This window comes from Paracoccus onubensis (assembly GCF_003591515.1).
Lineage (GTDB): Bacteria > Pseudomonadota > Alphaproteobacteria > Rhodobacterales > Rhodobacteraceae > Paracoccus > Paracoccus onubensis.
Window position 1 is genome coordinate 209,025 of record NZ_QZCG01000003.1, and the last position, 21,647, is coordinate 230,671.

18 protein-coding genes are annotated in these 21,647 nt (G+C 60.6%); 13 read left to right on the top strand and 5 right to left on the bottom strand.

All coding sequences use genetic code 11. The annotated features are described in order from the left end of the window. Positions 1 to 93: 93 nt before the first annotated feature. Positions 94 to 498 (bottom strand): group II truncated hemoglobin, encoded by a 405-nt coding sequence (locus D3P04_RS06025; RefSeq protein WP_119746903.1) that lies wholly within the window; start codon positions 496 to 498, stop codon positions 94 to 96. 678 nt (positions 499 to 1,176) lie between these two features. Between D3P04_RS06025 and D3P04_RS06030 the strand changes: the two genes are divergently transcribed. The 7 genes from D3P04_RS06030 (at position 1,177) to D3P04_RS06060 (ending at position 8,547) form a co-directional block, all read left to right on the top strand. Next, positions 1,177 to 2,310, top strand: coding sequence for an aminomethyltransferase family protein (locus tag D3P04_RS06030; RefSeq protein ID WP_119746905.1), 1,134 nt, complete (start codon positions 1,177 to 1,179; stop codon positions 2,308 to 2,310). Positions 2,311 to 2,378: 68 nt separating this feature from the next. After that, on the top strand, positions 2,379 to 2,981 hold the full coding sequence (locus D3P04_RS06035) for a dimethylamine monooxygenase subunit DmmA family protein (protein WP_119746907.1): 603 nt from the start codon (positions 2,379 to 2,381) through the stop codon (positions 2,979 to 2,981). Further along, positions 2,978 to 3,925 (top strand): PDR/VanB family oxidoreductase, encoded by a 948-nt coding sequence (locus D3P04_RS06040; protein ID WP_119746909.1) that lies wholly within the window; start codon positions 2,978 to 2,980, stop codon positions 3,923 to 3,925. The genes D3P04_RS06035 and D3P04_RS06040 overlap by 4 nt, the downstream gene beginning before the upstream one ends. Positions 3,926 to 4,032: 107 nt before the next feature. Then, positions 4,033 to 5,076: a heme-dependent oxidative N-demethylase family protein gene (locus D3P04_RS06045; protein ID WP_119746911.1), complete on the top strand. Its 1,044-nt coding sequence runs from the start codon at positions 4,033 to 4,035 to the stop codon at positions 5,074 to 5,076. A gap of 93 nt (positions 5,077 to 5,169) precedes the next feature. Then, positions 5,170 to 6,762, top strand: coding sequence for an APC family permease (locus D3P04_RS06050; RefSeq protein ID WP_119746913.1), 1,593 nt, complete (start codon positions 5,170 to 5,172; stop codon positions 6,760 to 6,762). An 88-nt stretch (positions 6,763 to 6,850) separates the two neighbouring features. After that, the gene (purU, locus tag D3P04_RS06055; protein WP_119746915.1) at positions 6,851 to 7,735 is read left to right on the top strand and encodes a formyltetrahydrofolate deformylase; all 885 of its coding nucleotides are present in this window, start codon (positions 6,851 to 6,853) and stop codon (positions 7,733 to 7,735) included. An 86-nt stretch (positions 7,736 to 7,821) separates the two neighbouring features. Further along, positions 7,822 to 8,547, top strand: a complete 726-nt coding sequence (locus tag D3P04_RS06060) for a FadR/GntR family transcriptional regulator (protein WP_232844904.1) — start codon at positions 7,822 to 7,824, stop codon at positions 8,545 to 8,547. On the opposite strand, the gene D3P04_RS06065 is transcribed toward D3P04_RS06060, so the two are convergent. From D3P04_RS06065 to D3P04_RS06080, 4 genes are all read right to left on the bottom strand, one after another. Further along, positions 8,495 to 9,808: an ABC transporter substrate-binding protein gene (locus tag D3P04_RS06065; RefSeq protein ID WP_119746917.1), complete on the bottom strand. Its 1,314-nt coding sequence runs from the start codon at positions 9,806 to 9,808 to the stop codon at positions 8,495 to 8,497. The two genes, D3P04_RS06060 and D3P04_RS06065, sit on opposite strands and share 53 nt — an antisense overlap. Positions 9,809 to 10,040: 232 nt before the next feature. Next, positions 10,041 to 11,312, bottom strand: a complete 1,272-nt coding sequence (locus tag D3P04_RS06070; RefSeq protein ID WP_119746919.1) for a glycerate kinase type-2 family protein — start codon at positions 11,310 to 11,312, stop codon at positions 10,041 to 10,043. A gap of 6 nt (positions 11,313 to 11,318) precedes the next feature. Further along, on the bottom strand, positions 11,319 to 12,293 hold the full coding sequence (locus D3P04_RS06075; protein WP_119746921.1) for an HpcH/HpaI aldolase/citrate lyase family protein: 975 nt from the start codon (positions 12,291 to 12,293) through the stop codon (positions 11,319 to 11,321). A 115-nt stretch (positions 12,294 to 12,408) separates the two neighbouring features. Then, positions 12,409 to 13,065: a response regulator transcription factor gene (locus tag D3P04_RS06080; protein WP_232844905.1), complete on the bottom strand. Its 657-nt coding sequence runs from the start codon at positions 13,063 to 13,065 to the stop codon at positions 12,409 to 12,411. A gap of 192 nt (positions 13,066 to 13,257) precedes the next feature. Between D3P04_RS06080 and D3P04_RS06085 the strand changes: the two genes are divergently transcribed. Genes D3P04_RS06085 through glyA form a run of 6 tightly spaced genes read left to right on the top strand, consistent with a single transcriptional unit; the run spans position 13,258 to position 21,569 of the window. Continuing rightward, positions 13,258 to 14,505 carry an alanine--glyoxylate aminotransferase family protein gene (locus tag D3P04_RS06085; RefSeq protein ID WP_119746923.1) on the top strand — a complete coding sequence of 416 codons (1,248 nt, stop codon included), beginning with the start codon at positions 13,258 to 13,260 and terminating at the stop codon, positions 14,503 to 14,505. A 23-nt stretch (positions 14,506 to 14,528) separates the two neighbouring features. Beyond that, the gene (locus D3P04_RS06090) at positions 14,529 to 15,728 is read left to right on the top strand and encodes a malate--CoA ligase subunit beta (protein WP_119746925.1); all 1,200 of its coding nucleotides are present in this window, start codon (positions 14,529 to 14,531) and stop codon (positions 15,726 to 15,728) included. Next, a complete protein-coding gene (sucD, locus tag D3P04_RS06095) occupies positions 15,725 to 16,606 on the top strand; it encodes a succinate--CoA ligase subunit alpha (RefSeq protein ID WP_119746927.1) in 882 nt (293 codons plus the stop codon). The genes D3P04_RS06090 and sucD overlap by 4 nt, the downstream gene beginning before the upstream one ends. 9 nt (positions 16,607 to 16,615) lie before the next feature. Continuing rightward, positions 16,616 to 17,587 carry a 2-hydroxyacid dehydrogenase gene (locus tag D3P04_RS06100; protein WP_119746929.1) on the top strand — a complete coding sequence of 324 codons (972 nt, stop codon included), beginning with the start codon at positions 16,616 to 16,618 and terminating at the stop codon, positions 17,585 to 17,587. Then, positions 17,587 to 20,253: a phosphoenolpyruvate carboxylase gene (locus D3P04_RS06105; RefSeq protein WP_119746931.1), complete on the top strand. Its 2,667-nt coding sequence runs from the start codon at positions 17,587 to 17,589 to the stop codon at positions 20,251 to 20,253. Before D3P04_RS06100 ends, D3P04_RS06105 begins: the two co-directional genes overlap by 1 nt. 20 nt (positions 20,254 to 20,273) lie before the next feature. Further along, the gene (glyA, locus tag D3P04_RS06110) at positions 20,274 to 21,569 is read left to right on the top strand and encodes a serine hydroxymethyltransferase (RefSeq protein WP_119746933.1); all 1,296 of its coding nucleotides are present in this window, start codon (positions 20,274 to 20,276) and stop codon (positions 21,567 to 21,569) included. Positions 21,570 to 21,647: the final 78 nt, after the last annotated feature.

Below are 21,647 nucleotides of genomic sequence, written 5' to 3' on the forward strand. Positions count from 1 at the left end.
CGATATCTGCATTGCTGCATTTATCGTGATGGGCGGGCATCGTTTGCCTGGAACTACAGGCACTGCGGTCCGTTTCTTTACCGGCGGAATATGTCAGTCCATGTTTCTGGCTGTTTCGGCTGCCGTAGAAAAATGGCGCATCAGCAGGCTCGCCAGATCGCCGTCGATGCCGAGATTCGTGATGGCCTTCTTCATGCATTCCAGCCAGAGATCGCGCATCTCCGCGCCGACAGGCACATGTTCATGAATATCCTTCAGCCTCGAATGCCGGTGCTTCATCACATAATATTGCGGCCCTCCGAAGAAGCCGCAGAGATAGTTGAACTGCTCTTCTCGGGAATGGGCGACTCCGGCACCTTGCAGATGCAAAAGATGCAGCTCCTTCGCGGCTTCATCCTGTTCGACGATATCATAGAATTCCTCGACCAGGGCGCGGATCCCGTCTTCTCCTCCAAGCCTGTCATATAGAGACTGCTTCTGCTGAGCGGCGTAATACATGGTTGCCCTCCCCGGAAATCCAACTGTGTAGATAGCATGAAATGAATATTCCCTCAAGGAATTTGATATTCCCTATAGGAAAATTGCTTGATGCTGCTTGTCTCTTCGGCCGGGGCGATGCTTCTGCTTGTCCACTGGGTCTCTTCCGGAAACGCCCGTTTCTTGCCAGCACCCGGATTTCCCGACCCGGAACTTGGCGTTCCGATCCATACGGAGGGGTGATTCGGGGTATCGTGGTCTGAATAAGGGGCTCCGGTTGACCAATTTTCGGGCCTGATGTGATCCGTAGGTGCAAAACCGAGCACCTGTTTGCTCAAAGTATTTGCAAGAAAACAACCACTAAAGTTCCTCAAGCGAAAAAATATTGCCCTATAGGAATTTTCCATGTTGTAATAGGTTCAGTCGAATGAACCAGTTTATGATACTGGTTGGACCAGACAGGGGAGGTGTCGAGGTCGTGGTTATTCGCGAGGTCGCAGATGATGGCCGCCATCCGGATCCTGATGTTTCGGCGGCAGGCCATGCGGCGCGATTTTGCCGCGCGATATTTGATACATCCGTCACGGAATATCGGGATCCGGTTTCCCGGAGGGTTTCCCGGCACCTTGCGGGGTGGTCGGCAGGCGCCGCTTCGCATCGGGTTCAAAACAGGCGCATTGCGAGAAAAGGACAGACGTCATGACAGCATCGTGGAGATTTTCGGCTCTGGCGGACCGGCACCGGGCCATGGGTTCGGAGCTCGAGGACTGGAGCGGAATGGGCACAGCCTGGAGCTACGACAAGGACCAGATGGAAGAATATATGGCAATCCGCACCAAGGCCGGGGTGATGGATGTGTCGGGTCTGAAGAAAGTGCATGTGTTCGGCCCCCATGCCAGCCATGTGATCGACCGTGCCGTGACGCGCGATATCGAAAAGCTCAAACCGGGCCGCTCGACCTATTGCTGCATGCTGAACGATGCCGGTAAATTCGTGGATGACTGCGTGGTCTACCGGATGGGTCCGCATAGCTTCATGGTCGTGCATGGCGCGGGGCAGGGGCATGAGCAGCTGACCATGGCGGCGACCGGGCGCAATGTCAGCGTGATGTTCGATGACGATCTGCACGATATCTCGCTGCAAGGGCCTCTGGCGGTGGATTATCTGGAAAAGCATGTGCCGGGCATCCGCGATGTGGTCTATTTCAGCCATATCCACACGACGCTGTTCGGCAAACCCGTGACCATCTCGCGCACCGGCTATACCGGCGAGCGCGGTTACGAGATTTTCTGCCGCCGTCAGGATGCGGTCGAGATCTGGGATACCATCGTAGCCGAGGGCGCGGCGATGGGGATCATCCCAAGCCGCTTCACCACGCTGGACCTGCTCAGGGCGGAAAGCTATCTGCTGTTCTTCCCCTATGACAATTCCGAGAAATACCCGTTCGAGAACGAAGCCTGCGGCGATACGCTGTGGGAACTTGGATTGGATTTCACCGTCTCCAAGGGCAAAACCGGCTTCCGCGGCGCGGAAGAGCATTATCGCCTGCAAGGCAAGGAGCGCTTCAAGATCTACGGCGTCAAGCTTGAAGGGACCGAGGCGGCCGAGGAAGGCGCGGTGATCCTCAAGGACGGCAAGGAGGTCGGCGTCGTCACCATCGGCTTCTACAGCCCGCTGAACAAGCACAATGTCGGCATCGCGCGGATGCCGGTCGATTGCGCGGTGGAAGGAACCAAGCTGACGATCCGCAATTCGGGTGGCCAGATCCCCGCCATCGCCCATCCGATGCCCTTCTACGATCAGGACAAGAAGCGCCGCACCGCGAAGGGCTGACGCAAAATCCGGGACAGCGGGCGGCGTAAGACCGCCCCGCCCATCGTTTGACAGGGAATATGTAGCCAATGCCAGCCACGAAATTCACCCCCTCGATCATCAGCCGCCCGATCTATGGCGGGCTGACGCCGCATGGCACCGTGCCCGCACTGATGCTTGCCAGCGGCCCCGGCGGCGAGGCGCTGCTGGACCTGATCGCGGCCGATCCGGCGGTGCTGCCCCATGCCACCGTGATCTATATCCCGGAGGGCAGCGATCTGGGGCCCCGGCTCGAGGCGCAGGGTCCGGCCAGCTATGTCGAGGCCGCCAGCTACGCCTCGATCCTGCCGCGATTCCGCAAGCTTCTGGCAGAAGCGCCCATGAATACCCGGCTTTATCTGGCCGGAACCGAGGGGCTGATCGGTCAGGCCACCGCTGAGGCTCTGGCGGCGGGAATGCTGCTTGAGGCGATCGAGGCCGAGCATCGCGGCAGTCTTGCGCGGCGTATGCAATGCGTGCATTGCAAGGGCATCACGGAGGATGTCACCACCGATCCCTTCACCTGTTCGCATTGCGGGTTGTCGCTGTTCGTGCGCGACCATTACTCGCGCCGCTATGCCGCATTTCAGGGCGTTTGCGTCGATGCCGAGACCCCCGGCGAAGTTCCCCCAAAGCAGGAGATCAAGGCATGAGCGCCCAGATGTTGCGTGTCACCGAGATCGAGGCCCTGTCGCCACTGGTCAAGCGTTTTCGCTTCGAACATCCAGGCGGCAAGAAACTGCCGCTGTTTTCCGGCGGCGCGCATGTCGTGGTCGAGATGCCCGATGGCGATCTGCTTCGCCGCAATGCCTATTCGCTGATCTCGGATCCGCAGGACGGTTCGGGCTATGAGATCGCGGTGCGCCGCGAGGATGGCGGGCGGGGTGGTTCGCGCTTCATGCATTCAAATGTCGGGCAGGGCGATACGCTGCGGATCTCGACGCCGCTGAACCTGTTCTCGCTTGATGCGCGGGCGCGCAAGCATGTGCTGATCGCCGGCGGCATCGGCATTACCCCGATCATCGCCCAGATGCGGCAACTCCTGCGGATGCAGGACCGGTTCGAAATCCATTATGCCGCCCGCTTGCGCAGCGAGGCTGCCGGCCTGCGGTTGCTGCCCCGCCTGCCGCATATCCACAGCCATATCTCGGATGAGGGCGATAGGATGGATCTGGGCGCGATCCTCGACCGCCAGCCGATCGGCACCCATGTCTATACCTGCGGTCCCGAAGGGCTGATCACTGCAGTGGCGCAATGCGCCGCCCGGCTGGGCTGGCCGCGCGGCTCGCTGCATTCCGAGGTGTTCCTGGCGCCGCCACCCGGCCGCGCCTTCGAGGTGACGCTGGCCAAATCCGGCCGGACCGTCACGGTCGGCCCGCATCAAAGCCTGCTCGAGGCGCTGGAAGAGGCGCAGGTCGAGATCGACTGGAGCTGCCGGGGCGGGGCCTGCGGCCGCTGCGAAACCGATGTCGTCTCCTGCCACGGCCGGATCGAACATAACGACCACTGGCTGTCCGAGGACGAGCATTCCTCTCAGACGAAGATCATGCCCTGCGTGTCGCGCTTCCGCGGCCGCGAACTGATCATCGACCGGTAACATCATGTCCCGCAATCGCCGGCCCCTTCTTCTTTGTCCAAATATCTCGGGGTCCGGGGTGGAACCCCGGTCCTTTCTTCCAACCCTGACCGATCCAGGAGGAACCGATGACCATCCAGTTCAATGACGAGACCTTCCGCGACGATTACAGCTATCACAACTCGCCCGCGGCGATCCGGCGCTTTCCCTTCCCCTTCGACAAGGACGACTACATGTATGCGGTCAATATGGAACCGCATGGAAGCGGGCGGGCGGGCAGCCCGTTCGAGAACCGCTTCGATGTCGACGAACATTACGTCGCCGAGATGCGGGATCGCGAGATCACCCTGAAAGAGGATCCGCTGCGTTGCCAGTCGCTGCCGCATATGGAACTGGCGGGCTGGGATCTTCTGGAACTGATCATGGAGGCGAAATCCGAGGATTACCCCGAACTGTTCAGCCTGCATCGCGATGGCGACCGCTGGCACTGGATCAACCGGCCACTGGGGATCGACCACAAATTCACCTTCCTCGATCCGACCACCCTGCCTTACGGGCCGATGGAATATATCACCCGTCAGGCTCAGGGCGATTTCGCGGTACTCGATCAACGCGATGGCAATCTGTGGATGGAGGCCGGGATGGTGACCAGCCAGGCCGATTGGAGCCTGGATTTCGATATCGGGATGAATTTCTTCGAATGGCACGCACCAGTGCCTCTGGCGCACGAGATGGGGATTTTCCAGCGGGCGCTGAAATTCCTTCTGGCGATTCAGCAGGACGCGCCGTCGCGGCGGCTGAACTGGACGATGACGGTCAATCCGCGACTGGATACCAGCCCCGAGAACTACCACAAATGGGGCCCGGAAAAACGCACGCTGACACCCGAAAATACCGGCGAAAAGCAATATCTGCGGGTCGAGTTGCAGACATTTTTCCGGCTGCCGCGTTCGAACGGACTGGCCTTTCCGATCCGCTGCTATCTGATCTCGCTGCAGGATCTGGTCACGGTGCCGAAATGGGGACGCCGCCTGCATCGCGTGATCCGCGACCTGCCCGACGAACTTGCCGAATACAAGGGTTTCACCGTCAACCGCCCGCTCATTGTCGAATACCTGTCCCGGTTCGATGACGGAAAACCCACCTCACCGGGGATTTTTCCCGACGAATAGGTGGCAATGCAGCAAATCCGGCCAGAACAGGATCGGCATCAGCCGATTGAAACATCCGAATAAAATGCCGGAATAACCAACAGAGAGAGCGAAATGACAATAACAACCGAAGCAAATGCAGACGCGGGGGAAAATGGCGCCCTGCATCGGGCGATCGGCTGGAAGGATGCCTTCTGGATGGCATCGGGCGTGCCGGCGCTCGTTCTTTTCTCGATCGGCGGGATCGCCGCCACGATCGGCAACCCGTCCTGGATCATCTGGATGCTGTCAGTGTCATTCGGCTTTCTGCAGGCCTTCGTCTATGCCGAGATTGCCGGTCTGTTTCCCAGCAAATCCGGCGGCGCGTCGGTTTATGGCGCGGCGGCCTGGGTGCGTTATTCGAAGATCATCGCGCCGCTTTCGGTGTGGTGCAACTGGCTGGCCTGGACACCGGTTCTGGCAATCGGCGGAGGACTCGCGGCCGGCTATGCCCTGACGGCGCTGTTCGGAGCCGATTCCTCGATCAACGCATGGGAAATCACCCTTCTGAATCTCGATTTCCTCAATTCCGGCCTGACATTGCGGATCAATACGACCTCGGTTGTCGGAACCGGAATTCTGCTGGCGGTCTTTGCCTTGCAGCATCACGGCATCTCGCGGGCGGCGAAAATCCAGACCGTTGTCGGACTGGCCGTTCTGATCCCGCTTCTGATCGTGGGCGTTGTGCCGCTGCTGACCGGCGCGGTGCTGAGTGAGAACCTGACGCCGATCATACCGGTTTCTGGCGCATGGAATATCGAAGGCACGACACTGTTCCTTGGCGGGTTGTTCATCGCCGCATGGTCCGCCTATGCCTTTGAGACCGCGATCTGCTATACCAGCGAGTTCAAGGATCCCAAGCGCGATACGGTCCGCAGCATCATCGCCGCCGGTGTGGTCTGTGTGGTGATCTATACGCTTGTGCCGCTGAGTTTTCAGGGTGTTCTGGGTGTCGAGGGCATGTTGCAGCCGGGCATCGTTGACGGCTCGGCAGTGGCGGGTGCCATGGCTGGCATGGTCGGCGGCGGCGGGGTCGTCGCGAAGGTCATGGTCGTCATGCTGTTTCTGGCGCTGGTGCTTGCCATCATGACCTCGATGGCCGGATCGTCGCGGACTTTGTATCAGGGTTCGGTCGATGGCTGGCTGCCCAGATATCTGTCCCACGCCAACCAGCATGGCGCACCGACAAGCGCGATGTGGACCGATCTGGGATTCAACCTGATCCTGCTGATGATGTCCGACTATCTGTTTGTCCTGGCTGTGTCGAATTGCTGCTATCTGGTGTTCGACTTCCTGAACCTGCATTCCGGCTGGCTGCATCGCATCGACAATGGTGGCGCGCATCGCCCATGGAAAGCGCCCACGATCCTGTTATGGGTCGGAGGCTCTCTCGCCTTTGTCAACGCGGTCCTGCTGGGCGCCGGGGCGAATGTCTGGGGGGAAGGCACGCTGCGCTCGGCCGCGATCGCCATCGCGTTGATCCTGCCGGTCTTCGCTTATCGGCATTATATCACGGACAAGGGAAAATTCCCCGAAGCAATGCTGGAGGATCTGGCCGTGGGCGGCTCCCGTGACCTGAGCGTGCGCAAAGCCGGGATGCTGCCTTATCTGACGCTTGCGGCGGGCGTGGCCGTGGTCATCGTCGCCAATCAGATATTCCAGCTTTGACCGTTTAAGGCGGAGCCTTTGGGCCATAGAGAAAACAGAGCATCTGGCGGAGCAGGCGTGGCCTCCCCGTTCATGACAGGAGACATCGATGAGTAAATTCTGCCTTACCGTTGCCTGCGAATCCACCCGGGGGATCGTGGCGGCCATTTCCGGCTATCTTGCCGATCAGGGCTGTAATATCACGGCGAGTTCGCAATATGACGACCCGCAGACCGGCAAGTTCTTCATGCGGGTCAGCTTCACCCCGGAAAAGGAGGTAACGCTGGACAAGCTGGACAAGGGCTTTGCCGAGACCGCGAAATCGGGCGGGATGAGCTACCGGTTCCATGACGAGGCGGCGAAGATGAAGGTCGTGGTGATGGTCTCGCGCTTTGGCCATTGCCTGAACGATCTTCTGTATCGCTGGCGGATCGGGGCGTTGCCGATCGATATCGTGGCTGTGATCTCGAACCATCTGGACTATCAGAAGGTGGTGGTGAACCACGATATTCCGTTTCATTACATCAAGGTGACGAAAGAGAACAAGGCGCAGGCCGAGGCGGCGCAGATGCGGATCGTCGAGGATAGCGGCGCGGAACTGATCGTGCTGGCGCGCTACATGCAGGTGCTGTCGGATGAGATGTGCACGAAAATGTCGGGTCGGATCATCAATATCCACCATTCCTTCCTGCCGAGTTTCAAGGGTGCGAACCCGTATAAACAGGCCTATGAGCGCGGGGTGAAGCTGATCGGGGCGACCTCGCATTACGTGACGGCGGATCTGGACGAGGGTCCGATCATCGAGCAGGACATCATCCGGGTGACGCATGGTCAATCGCCCGAGGATTACGTGAGCCTTGGGCGCGATGTGGAAAGCCAGGTTCTGGCGCGGGCGATCCACGCGCATGCGAACCACCGGGTGTTTCTGAACGGCAACAAGACGGTGGTCTTCCCCGCCTCGCCCGGATCCTTCTCGAGCGAGAGGATGGGATGATGCGACGATTGACCGCTGGATTCTCCGGCGAAGGGTAAGCTATCCTCCAGTCGCCCACATGATCGGGGGTTTCGGAGGAGAATAAGGTGCCGCCTGCCACTCATATCACCACGCATCCGGGACGCGGCGAATCTCTTCCCGGCGCGACCGTTCAATATGTCATCGATACGCTGATGATGCGGATCGTGTCGCAGGAATATGGCCTGGATGAGCGCCTGCCATCCGAGCGGCAATTGGCGCAGGATTTGGGGGTGGCGCGGAACACCGTGCGCGAGGCGCTGGACGCGATCGAGGTGCGCGGCATGATCCGCCGCCGCGCCGGTGCGGGTTCCTTTGTCATTTATGATCCCGACGGGGCGAGTGAATCGCTGGCTCCGGTCGCGGCGGAGACCGGGCCGCTGCAATTGCAGGTGATGCGGGGCATCATCGAGCCAGAGATGGTGCGGCTGGCCATTGTCAACATGCCACCGAAGCAGATCGAGGCTCTGGGACAGACCCTGTCCCAGATGGAGGCCGTGCAGATCGACGCGATGGCCTTTGTGCGGCTGGAAGAGGAGTTTCACCGCCAGATCGCAGCAGGCACCGGTAATCCGCTTTTGATTGCCTGCTATAATCTGGTGATCGATGCCCGCCGCCAGTCGTTCCGGGCACCGATGTATCGCCGCCATCTGACCCCGAGGCGCATTGCCACCTATCAACGCGGTTACAACTCGCTGTTCAATGCGATTGCCGCGCGCGATATCGACGAAGCCTGCGAATTCATGAAGCTGTCCCTGATCGAGGACCAGAAACTGTTGCTTCAGGACGGCTGAGCGGGTCGCCAAGCCGCTGATGCCAGAGCTGGCCAAGATCTTCGAGCTGCCGGACCAGCTTCTCGCCGTGTTTTTCCAGCCAGCCCGATACCGAGCCGAATTCCTGGATCCGGGCACGACCACCTCGGATCGTTACGACCGGCCAATCTCCGACCAATGCGTTGTCAATTCCGAACAGATCACGCCCGGTCCAGGTTGCCGGACCGAAGGCATGGGGCATCTGCTGCGCATGTTTCATCGAGGCGAGGACTGACATCGGCTCGACCGTATCGGCGATTTCGACCGCATTGTGCCAAAGATCGAGGATCGAGGCATATTCCCAGCTGACCGCGCTCCATTTTTCCGGGAAGCGCAGGTTATAGGCGTCGAAGAAGGCGCGGGGCTGACGGAAGAAGAAGGCGGTATCGGCCAGTTTCGGGTCGTCGAAATCCGGGAACTGGAAGATGAAACGCTCCATGAAATCCGCAGATGTCCGCGCGATCATCTGCGGGTAATCATCCGCCGTACAGGCAAGGATATACCCCTTGAAGCCCAGACGGAAAGCGGCCTCGGTCAGGGCAAGCATCATTGGTGGCGTGGATGAACACCAGCACAGCACGTCCGGCTTGTCCTCCATCATCGCGGCCACGATGGATTCGGCATCGGTTTCGCCCGGATCGTAGCGCAGTTCCTTGATCCGCGACCAGCCGACCACATCGAAAGCCGCCCGGTATACCGCAAGAGAGGGCAGTCCCAGACTGTCGCGCTGGCTGCATAGCGCGACACGGCGGGCTGGCGGCAATTGGCGGGCGAGATATTCGACCCCGGTGACGTTGAACAGCGGATGCACTTCGGCCGGCGCGATCAGGAACGGAGTGTCCGGGGTCAGATCCGAGGGCAGCAGCGTGGCGACCAATGCCCGGCGCTCCATCAGGTAGCGCAGTGCAGGCGCGAAGCTGTCACCGCCAAGGGTCAGGATCAGGCGTACATGCAGCCGTTCAATCATGTCGCGGGCAGCTTCCAGCGTCTGCTCGGCTCCTTGCGCGCTGTCGAACTCGATGATCTCGACGCGGTGACGCTTGCCCGACACCATCATGCCGCCGCGATCATTGATCCAATCGGCCCATATCTGGCAGCCATCCAGCCCCGGCCGCCCCCAATATTGTTCGTCTCCGGACAGCGGTGTCAGGGCCCCGATCCGCACAGGCGATCGATTGGTTGCACCAAGACGGGGCAAGGAGCCGCTGACAGCCAGCCTCTGGGCGAAAGTCGATCTGCTCATGGAATGGTTACAGCCTTATCTTTCCGCGGAGGACCCGATTATTCCTTCCGTCGCATGATATCCGCCGATCAGTGATGTTGGAACCGGCCTGTGCCATCATTCTTTGGATATGCTTCAAAACCGGGCTGTCCAAGAACCCGGTCGAGCCGTTTTCCCTAGCCGATGCGGCGATATGAATGACACTCAGATACAGCCCGCCTATATTCACTAAAAAACGTTCTATATTAATCTATTACATGGAAGATTTGAGGTCAGGGATCAGCATCAGCTGAACATCTGCGACATTGGTGCCCGTGGCGCCGGTGATCAGCAGGTCGCCTGCCGCTTTCAGGGCGGCATGGCTGTCGTTATTGGCAAGCAGCGCCCCGGCGTCCTTTCCGCTGCTCCTGATCCGGCTGACGGTGCCGCCGTCGACGATCCCGCCCGCCGCATCGGTGGGGCCGTCCCGGCCGTCGGTCCCACCGCTGAGAAAGGTCCAGCCCGCCGGCAGCCGGTCGCCTTGCATGGCGATCCGCAGGGCAAGCTCCTGATTGCGGCCTCCCCGTCCGGTTCCACGCAGATGGACGGTGGTTTCGCCACCAAATATGAGCGCGGTCGGACCGCTAGATCCCGCTGCTTCCGCGGCTTGCAGGATCCGCGTGGCGGCATTCTCTACATCCCCGATCAGCCGGTCGGTCACGATCCGGGTGGCCCAATCATCGCCAAGCGCAGTGCGCATCGCCTCCAGTGATTTTTCATTGCTGCCGATCAGGTGATTATCGGCGGTAAGCCGTGGGGCGGAAGGTTCCGACATCTCCAGAAGGTTGCGGGCAGCGGCGGGCAGCGCCTCCAGCAAACCGCGATCCTTCAACAGGGTCAGTGCCTGGGCGCGATCGCCAAGCGGCTTGGTGGTCGGGCCGCTGGCGATCGCGCTTAGTTCGTTGCCGATCACGTCCGACAGGATCAGTGCGGTCACCGGGGCCGGGGCGGCATAACGCAGAAAGCCGCCACCCTTCAGGTCGGATAATTGCTGGCGAATCAGGTTCATCTCGGTGATATCCAACCCGTTTTCCAGCAAGAGCCGGTTCACGGCTTGCTTGTCTTTCAGCGTAAGCGGCGGCTTCGGGGCCGGCACAAGCGCCGAGCCCCCGCCCGAGATCAATGCAATGACCTGATCGCGGGGTCCGGCCTGTTGCAACAGGGCGATGATTTCCCGACCTGCCCGCAACCCGTCTTCATCGGGCTCGGGATGACCTGCTGTGAAGATCCTGGCGCCGGGAACGGTTTGGACGTTCTGGTGATGGGTGACGCCCAGCGCCGTCACGGGGCCGGAGATATGGCGCAGCGCTGCATCCAGCATGGCCGGAGCGGCCTTGCCGATCGCGATGACATAGCTGTGCCCGCCAGCCGGGAGACCGGCCGGCGGGTGATGAATAAAGTGTCGATCCACGGCATCAGCAGGGTTCGCCGCAGCGATGGCGCGGTCGAAAAGCTGCCTTGCCAATGCGCGCATATCAGCCAACATTATTCGTTATGCGGCGATTTGCCGGGCTTTTTCGACAAGGACTTCGGCCTGCCGGATCGAGGCATAGTCGATCAGGCGGCCATCAAGCGACACGGCGCCCTTGCCGGCAGCTTCGGCTTCGGCCATCGCGGCGAGGATTTTTTCCGCGCGGGCGATTTCTTCCGCCGAAGGGCTCATCACCTCATTGGCAAGCGCGATCTGGCTGGGATGGATAGCCCATTTTCCCTCGCATCCAAGGGTGGCGGCGCGATAGGCGGCGGCCTTGTAGCCATCGGGATCCGAGAAATCGCCGAAAGGTCCGTCGATTGGGCGGAGCCCGTTGGCGCGGGCAGCGACCACCATGCGCGAAAGCGCGTAATGCCACATATCGCCCCAATGGATCTGCCGGTTACCGTCGGGATCGGCATCGGTCAGCACGGCGTAATTTTCATTCACGCCGCCGATGACGGTCGTGCGGGCGCGGGTGCTGGCGGCATAGTCGGCCACGCCGAAATGCAGGCTTTCGTTGCGTTTGGACGCTGCCGCGATTTCGCTGACATTCTGCATGCCGAGCGCGGTTTCGATGATATGCTCGAAGCCGATGCGTTTCTTGTAGCCCTTGGCGTCCTCGATCTGGGTCACCATCATGTCGACGGCATAGACATCGGCTGCGGTACCGACCTTCGGGATCATGATCAGATCCAGCCGTTCGCCGGCCTGTTCGACGATATCGACGACATCGCGATACATGTAATGCGTGTCCAGACCGTTGATTCGAATCGACATGGATTTCTTGCCCCAGTCGATCTCGTTCAGTGCCTTGATGATGTTCTTGCGGGCCTGCGCCTTCTCATCCGGAGCGACGGCATCCTCGAGATCGAGGAAGATTACATCTACATCGGATTGCGCAGCTTTTTCAAACATTTGTGGCTGACTTCCCGGAACGGCGAGCTCGCTTCGATTGAGCCGTGCGGGGGCTTGTTCGATGGGAAAGAAACTCATGGTGGGATGCTCCTGCAGTGAAATGAGTTCGATGGCGCTTATACAAAGGGGAAATAATATTTCCTGTCAAGAAAGAATATTTCCCGAATATTTCGCGGCGGATGGTAGATCATGGTTACTCGTTGTCTCTGAATTTGCGCTCGCCGGGTATGCGACTAGAGTAGTAAAAGGCGATTGCCTGCGCGCGATTTTTGACCGAGAGCTTGTCGTAAAGGTTCGACAGGTGGAATTTCACGGTGTTGGTCGTGATCCCCAATTCCTGCGAAAGTTGCCGATTGGTCAAACCCTTGGACAGGGCTTCCAGCATGGCGGCTTCGCGGCGGGACAAGGAGTGGATGGGGTCCTGCTGCAACTCGCGAACATCGAGATAGGGGAAGATCATTTTTCCCGCAGCCACGGCGGAACAGGTCTCCAGCAATGTCTCGACCGGGCCGTTGCGGGCTACGAACCCGGCGGCGCCCGCGCCCATTGCCGCGCGATGGGCATCGCTTCCCTGATCGGCATAGACCACGATGCGCGGAGCGCTTTCCTGCTCGCGCAGAACCTCGAGCAACCGGTTGCCGCCAAGGACCGGCAGGTTCCAATCGATGATTCCGACCTGACAGGGAACGCGCATCACCGTTCCCAGAAAACCCTCGGCGGTCGCGGAAGTGGCCACAAGAGAGAATCGGGGGTCGCGCTCGAAAACCTCGGACATGGCTGACAGGACAAGCGGATTACCGTCCGCCAGCATGACCGTGATCTTGGGGGTGGAACCTTCAGCTATCTGCATTTCCTCGCCTTTTTACCAATCGCCCGCCCATATGGGTAGCAATATCTTCGTATTGAGCTGAATTGCTACTCAAATGGGCAGGTATTTTCCCATCCATATAGATACCTAAAAGCAGGATTAACTTACGTTGCGGAAATTATCCAGAAGGTGTTTCCTTAGATTAAATAAATTTTATCTGGAGGAAATGAGCCGATGGCCGACATTACGATCTTTCCGCAGCTTGAGATTCCCGAGACGATCGCAGCGGGCCCTGGCCCGGGCAACACCGATCCGCGAGTATTGCAGCGCTTCGCCAGCGCCGGCGTTGCGGATCACATGCAGGCAGATGTCCTGCGCGGCATGATCGAATCGAAAATTATGTTACGCGAAATCATGGGAACCGGCAATATTCATACTTTCGGTGTAGCCGGAACGGGTTGGAGCGGTCTGGATACCATGTTCAGCGCGGTGATGCCCGGCGACAAGGTGGTGGTCTTCACCAACGGCACCTTTTCGGGCATCGACGGATTGACGGTTCGCATGAAGGCGGCCACAGCCGAGGAACTGGCCGCCAATTCGCTGGACCCGAAACCGGCTTCGGTGACGATTGTCGATGTGCCGCATGGCGAATCCGTGACAGGCGAGATCGTCGAGGCGGCGCTGGCCAAGCACAAGCCGAAATGGGCGGCGATGGCGCATTGGGAAACCGGCTCGGGCCGGATCAATGACCTGCGTGGCTTTTCGGATGCCTGCGAGAAGCACGGGGTGATGGGATTGATCGACGCGGTGTCGTCGCTTGGCGTCGAGGATTTTCGGATCGACGATTTCCCGGGCGTGCATGGCTGGGCCTCATGCCCGCAAAAAGGCATCTGCTGTCTGCCGCTGACCTACGCGCCGGTCTCCTTTACCGACCAATATATCCAATCGCTCCGCGCCAGCGGCACCCGCACATTCGCGGCTCATCCGATCCTCGAGGCGCGGCATTGGGGGATTATCGACGGCAAGGATGTCGAGAAGGGCACCTATCATCGCACCCACAGCGCCTATGCCGTTGCCGCCTTCCACGAAGCGCTGCGCATCCTGTTGCAAGAGACGCTTGCCCAGCGGGCGAAGGATTATGCTTTCCACGAGGCCGCGCTGCGCGAAGCCGTCACGGCGATGGGCTGCAAGGTGACGTCGAACATGACCTCGCTGGTGGTGCTGAACCTGCCGGAAAAACTTGCCGGACGCGAGGCGGAGCTGGTGCAGTCCTGCCGGGCCGCAGGTTTCGGCATCTGGCCGACCCTGTCCGAGCCGGTTCAGGTGCGTATCGGCATTCTCAACCTGCTGACCCAGCCGGCGATCACCGAGATCGTCACGCGCTTCGGAGCGGCAATGAACGAGATGGGCGCGGATATCGACATGAGCGAAATCACCGCTCTGCTGAGCCGGCATTTCGATCGTGCGATGGCGGCTGAATAACGGCGCTCAAGGGAGGAGCAAAGATGGATATCCATGAATATCAGGCCAAGGAAATTCTCAGTAATTTCGGTGTGGCCGTCCCGCAGGGCGCGTTAGCCTATAGCCCGGAACAGGCGGCTTACCGTGCCCGCGAGATGGGCGGCAGCCGCTGGGTGGTCAAGGCGCAGGTCCATGCCGGGGGACGGGGCAAGGCCGGTGGCGTCAAGGTCTGCGACAGCGATGCCGAGATCCAGTCCGCGACCGAGGGCATGTTCGGGCAGAAGCTGATCACCCATCAGACCGGCCCGGAAGGCAAGGGCATCTACCGCGTCTATGTCGAGGCGGCGGTGCCGATCGAACGCGAGATTTATCTGGGTTTCGTCCTGGACCGCGCCAGCCAGCGGGTGATGATCGTCGCCAGCGGCGAGGGCGGGATGGAGATCGAGGATATCTCGGCCGAGCGTCCCGACAGTATCGTTCGCGCGACGGTGGAACCCGCCGTTGGATTGCAGGAATTCCAGTGCCGCGAGATTGCCTTCGCGCTGGGGATCGCATCGGGAATGGTTCAGCAGATGGTGCGCACGCTTCAGGGCTGCTATCGCGCCTTCCGCGACCTTGATGCCACCATGGTCGAGGTCAACCCGCTGGTGATTACCGGCGACGGCCGCATTCTGGCGCTTGATGCGAAGATGACCTTCGACGACAATGCGCTGTTCCGGCATCCGCAGATCTCGGAACTGCGTGACAAGTCGCAGGAAGATCCGCGCGAATCCCGTGCCGCCGACCGGGGCCTGTCCTATGTCGGCCTTGACGGCAATATCGGCTGTATCGTCAACGGCGCAGGTCTGGCGATGGCGACGATGGACACGATCAAACTGGCCGGCGGTGAGCCCGCGAACTTTCTGGATATCGGCGGCGGTGCTACGCCCGAGAGGGTGGCCAAGGCGTTCCGGCTGGTGATGTCGGACAAGAATGTGCAGGCGATCCTCGTCAATATCTTTGCAGGCATCAACCGCTGTGACTGGGTGGCCGAAGGGGTCGTGCAGGCGCTGCGCGAAAACCCGGTGGATGTGCCTGTCGTGGTGCGGCTTGCCGGCACCAATGTCGAGGAAGGCCAGAAGATACTGGCGCAAAGCGGTCTGCCGCTGATCCGCGCCACAACGCTGAACGAAGCCGCCGAGCGGGCTGTTGCGGCCTGGCGGAGCGATATGAAGACCAATTCCAATCTGAGGGCCGTCCAATGAGCATTTTTCTGGATCGCGATACCAAGATCATCGTTCAGGGGATCACCGGCAAGATGGCCCGGTTCCATGCGCGCGAAATGGTCGAATACGGCTCGAACGTGGTGGGCGGCGTCGTGCCCGGCAAGGGCGGTGAAACCGTCGAAGGCGTGCCGGTCTTCAATACGGTCAAGGAAGCGGTCGCGGAAACCGGGGCCGAGGCCACGCTGGTTTTCGTGCCGCCCCCGGCCGCTGCCGACGGGATCATGGAGGCGGCGGATGCCGGTATCCGCTATTGCGTCTGCATCACCGACGGCATTCCCGCGCAGGACATGATCCGCGTCAAGCGATACATGTACCGCTATCCCAAGGAACGCCGTATGGTTCTGACCGGCCCGAATTGCGCCGGAACGATCAGCCCGGGCAAGGCTTTGCTGGGCATCATGCCGGGGCATATCTATCTACAGGGCAATGTCGGCATCATCGGGCGCTCGGGCACTTTGGGCTACGAGGCGGCGGCGCAGTTGAAAGAGCGCGGGATCGGTGTCTCGACCAGCGTCGGTATCGGCGGCGATCCGATCAACGGGTCCTCGTTCAGAGATATCCTTGAGCAATTCGAGAATGACGACGAAACGGATCTGATCTGCATGATCGGCGAGATCGGCGGCCCGCAAGAGGCCGAGGCGGCGGAATATATCCGCGATCACGTCAGCAAGCCGGTGGTGGCCTATGTCGCGGGCCTGACCGCGCCAAAGGGGCGGACCATGGGGCATGCGGGTGCGATCATCTCGGCCTTTGGCGAAAGCGCCAGCGAGAAGGTCGAGATCCTGAGTGCCGCAGGCGTCACCGTTGCCGAAAACCCGGCTGTGATCGGCGAGACCATCGCCCGCGTCATGCAATAGGAGGGGGCGATGGCAAAACCCAAGATTCTCGTCACCCGGCGCTGGCCCGAGGCTGTCGAAGCGCAGCTTTCGGAATTGTTCGACACGGATCTGAATATGTCGGACAAGCCCCTCACGCCCGAGGATTTCAAGGCGGCACTGCAAAACTATGATGCGGTGCTGCCGACGGTGACCGACAAGATCGGCGCTCCGGCGCTGGAACTGGCAAGGCCGCAGACGCGGATCCTTGCCAATTACGGGGTCGGGTACAGCCATATCGATCTGGATCGGGTCGGGCAGCATGGCATGGTCGTGACCAATACGCCGGATGTGCTGAGCGAATGCACCGCCGATCTGGCGATGACGCTTTTGCTGATGGCGGCCCGCCGCGCCGGAGAGGGCGAGCGTGAATTGCGCGCGGGCGAATGGACCGGGTGGCGGCCCACGCATCTGGTTGGCACCAAGGTCTCGGGCAAGACGCTGGGCATCATCGGCTATGGCCGGATCGGTCAGCAGATGGCCCGGCGCGCGCATCATGGTTTCGGCATGAAGATCCTTGCCTATAACCGCAGCAGGATTGCACCCGAGATATTGGCGAAATGCGATGCCACGCAGGTGGACAGCATCGATGAGTTGATGCCGCAATGCGATTTCATCTCGCTGCATTGTCCCGGCGGGGCGGAAAACCGGCATCTGATCAACGCCGACCGGCTGAACCTGATGCGGCCTGACGCCTTCCTGATCAACACCGCCCGGGGAGAAGTCATCGATGAGATGGCCCTGTCTCAATCGCTGTGGTTCGAGACCATTGGCGGCGCGGCGCTTGACGTGTTCGACGGAGAGCCGAACATCAACCCCGCGCTGCGGAATTGCGAGAAGCTGGTGATGTTGCCACATCTGGGTAGCGCCACCCGCGAGGCTCGCGAGGCGATGGGATTTCGGGTTCTCGACAATCTGCGCGATTTCTTCGACGGCCGCGAACCCCGTGACAGGGTGAATTGATGCAAGGGGATCCCGCTTATATCGATTCCGGACGGCCGGATGAGGCGGACTGTTCCTATGCAGGCGGGTTGCGCATGGAATTGCGCCGGTTATGGCAGAATGTCATCGCCCGCCGCGCGCCCGCCATCCTGCCACTATTGTCTGGCGATTGCGGGGACTTGCCGGAAGGCGATGATCTCACGTCTTATCTTCAGGGGCTGAATATCTGGTTTCAGCTTCTGAAGATTGTCGAAGAGAATGCGGCCATGCGCGCGCGGCGCATGACCGAAACGCGCGAGGGGCCAGCGGCGGTCGAGGGCAGCTTTGCAAAGGTGCTGCAAGGCTGCGCCGATATGCCGCCAGAACTTTTCCGGCAGGTTGCCGGCGAACTTTCCGTGGGCGTCACCCTGACCGCCCATCCGACCGAGGCGAAGCGGGTGACGGTTCTGGAAATCCACCGGCGCATCTATCGGGCGCTGGTGACACTTGAAACGCAACGTTGGACACCCCGGGAACGGGCTCGGCTTCTGGCCGATATCGAAAGCGAGATCGATCTGCTTTGGCTGACCGGCGAGTTGCGGCTGAAGCGTCCGTCTCCGATCGACGAGATCGACTGGGGGCTACAATTCTTTCGCGACAGCCTGTTCGACGCGATGCCAGATCTGTTCCGGCAATTCAATGATGCGGTTGCCGATTGCTTTGGCCATGCCGAGGATTTCCGGCCCTGCCTGCATTTTCATTCCTGGATCGGCGGCGACCGCGATGGCAATCCCAATGTCACGATAGAGACCACTCGGGCCGCATTGGCGCGCAACAAGGCGGCGATCCTCGATAAATATCTGGCCGTGCTTGCGGTGGCGGCGCGGCATCTGAGCATCAGCAGCTCGATTTCACGCCTGCCCGATGCGGCGCAGGAACGGTTGACCAAGGTGATCGAAGCTGCGCCGCCGGACGGCGGGGATGAATATCGCAATCCGGGCGAACTGTTCCGTCAGGCGATGAGCGCGATGCAGCGGCGCATCAAAGCCCTGCGCGAGGGCGATGGTCCCGCCTATGTCCATGTAGGGGAATTCACTGCCGAGCTTCGTTCGGTCGAGGCCGCTCTGGCGGCGATCGCCGCCGATGGTCTGGCTGCCCGTCTGATCCGCCCTATCCGCTGGCTGGCCGAAGTCTTCGGCTTTCGGATCGTCACGCTGGATGTCAGGCAGAATTCGTCGGTCACGACGCAGGTTCTGGCGGAAATCTGGGATTTGAACCGCCCCGCTCCCAGCTATGGCACGGCGGAATGGTCAACGCGATTGCGCACCGAACTGGCAGGAGCCGGACTGCCCTGGATCGACCGCGAGCGGCAAAGCCCGCAGGCACGCGAATTGCTTGATCTGCTTGTGCTGATGCACAAGACCCGGTTCAGCGTCGATCCGCAGGCAATGGGACCCTTCATTCTGTCGATGACCCGGTCCTGCGACGATCTGCTGGGGGTGTTCCTGCTGGCTCGCTATGCCGGCTTCGGCGCCGAGCGGCTTGATCTGCGTGTCGTGCCGCTGTTCGAAACCATCGACGACCTGCGCGCCGCGCCGCAGATATTGGACGAATTGCTGCGCGTTCCCCTGGCCCGGCGCAGCCTGACGGCGGGAAACAGCCGGATCGAAATCATGCTGGGCTATTCCGACAGCAACAAGGATGGCGGGTTCTTCTGCTCCAACTGGGAGCTGGAAAAAGCGCAGCGCAGCATTACCCGTGTCTTGGCGGCGCATGACCTTGTGCCGGTCTTCTTCCATGGTCGCGGCGGTTCGGTCAGCCGTGGCGGAGCGCCGACCGAGCGTGCCATCGCCGCCCAACCGCGCGGCACCATCAACGGCCAGCTTCGCACCACTGAACAGGGCGAGGTTGTTTCTTCGAAATTCGCCAATCGCGGCACCGCGCAGAACGAGCTGGAATTGCTGGTTTCCTCGGTTCTGGGGCAATCGCTGAAAACGAAACCCGACCCGGCCCGCCCGGAATTCAACGACACGTTCGAGGCCCTGTCGGGCATGTCGCAAACTGCCTATAGCACCCTGCTGCACGCGCCCGGTTTCATCGATTATTTCCAGCAGGCCAGTCCCGTCGAGGAATTGGCGATGCTGAAAATGGGATCGCGCCCGGCACGGCGGTTCGGGGCGCAAAGCCTTGACGATCTGCGGGCGATCCCATGGGTCTTTGCATGGTCGCAGAACCGCCATCTGATCACCGGCTGGTATGGTTTCGGCTCGGCTGTGAGTTCGTTTCGCCGGTATCGCGGGGAAGCGGGGGACGAGTTGCTGCACAAGATGTTCAGCAAGTCCCGGCTGTTTCGCCTGATCGCGGACGAGGTCGAGAAATCGCTGTTTCAGGTGGATATGCGAATTGCCGGCAAATACGCGGCTCTGGTGTCCGACCAGGTGATCCGCGACGAGATTTTCGGACGCATCCGGCAGGAATACGAACAAAGCTGTGCCGCGATCCGGTTCCTGAATCAGGGTGCCGAGATCGGGGCGCGCTTTCCCAACATGGCGGCCCGTTTCGACCGGGTTCAGCACGATCTGAGCCGGATCCACGAACTCCAGATTACTTTGCTGCGCGGGATACGTGGCGGTTCGGAACGCGGCCTGTCCGTGCCGCTGATGCAATCGATGAACAGTATTTCGGCGGCGCTTGGCTGGACCGGATAGAGAGCAACAGGAGAAATGACATGAACGAACAGCAATTGATTTCCGGCTTCTTCACCGAGGATCTTTCCGCAAGGGATCCGCAGATTTTCGAGGCGATCGAGAAGGAACTGGGCCGTCAACGGGACGAGATCGAACTGATCGCCTCCGAAAATATCGTCAGCCGCGCCGTGATGCAGGCGCAGGGTTCGGTGATGACCAACAAATATGCCGAGGGTTATCCGGGCCGGCGCTATTACGGCGGCTGCCAGTTCGTGGATATCGCCGAGGATCTTGCGATTGACCGGGCAAAGCAGCTTTTCGGCTGCGGTTTTGCCAATGTGCAGCCGAATTCGGGCAGTCAGGCCAATCAGGGGGTGTTTCTGGCGCTGTGCAAGCCCGGTGATACGATCATGGGGATGAGCCTTGACGCAGGCGGGCACCTGACGCACGGCGCCGCTCCGAACCAGTCGGGGAAATGGTTCAATGCGGTGCAATATGGTGTGCGCAAGCAGGACAACATGATCGATTACGATCAGGTCGAGACGCTGGCGAAAGAACATCAGCCAAAGCTCATCATCGCTGGCGGCAGCGCCATTCCCCGGCAGATCGATTTCGCCCGGATGCGGCAGATCGCGGATCAGGTTGGCGCTTATCTGCTTGTGGATATGGCCCATTTCGCGGGGCTGGTGGCCGCGGGCGAACATCCCAGCCCCTTCCCGCATGCGCATGTCGCCACCACGACCACGCATAAGACCCTGCGCGGCCCGCGCGGCGGGATGATCCTGACCAATGACGAGGCAATCGCGAAAAAGGTGAATTCGGCGATCTTCCCCGGCCTTCAGGGCGGACCGCTGATGCATGTGATCTCGGCCAAGGCCGTCGCGTTCGGCGAGGCGCTTCAGCCGTCGTTCAAGACCTATATCCGTCAGGTGATCACCAATGCGCAGGCATTGAGCGATCAGCTGATCAAGGGCGGTCTGGACACGGTGACGCATGGCACCGATACGCATGTGGTGCTTGTCGACCTGCGGCCCAAGGGCGTGACCGGCAAGGCGACCGAAGCCGCGCTTGGCCGTGCGCATATCACCTGCAACAAGAACGGCGTGCCCTTCGACCCGGAAAAACCCACCGTGACCAGCGGCATCCGGCTTGGCAGCCCGGCGGGCACGACCCGCGGCTTCGGCGAGACCGAGTTCCGTCAGATCGCAGATTGGATCATCGAGGTGGTGGACGGTCTGGTGGCCAATGGCGAAGACGGCAATGGCGAGGTCGAGGCGCAGGTCAAGGCCAAGGTTGCCGATCTTTGCCAGCGCTTTCCGGTCTATCCGGGGCTTTGATCCTCTGGTGACATTGCGACAACTTGCCAGCGCCGTTCTGCGTTAACGTAAAGCAAAGCGGAACGGCGCTGCTCTCTC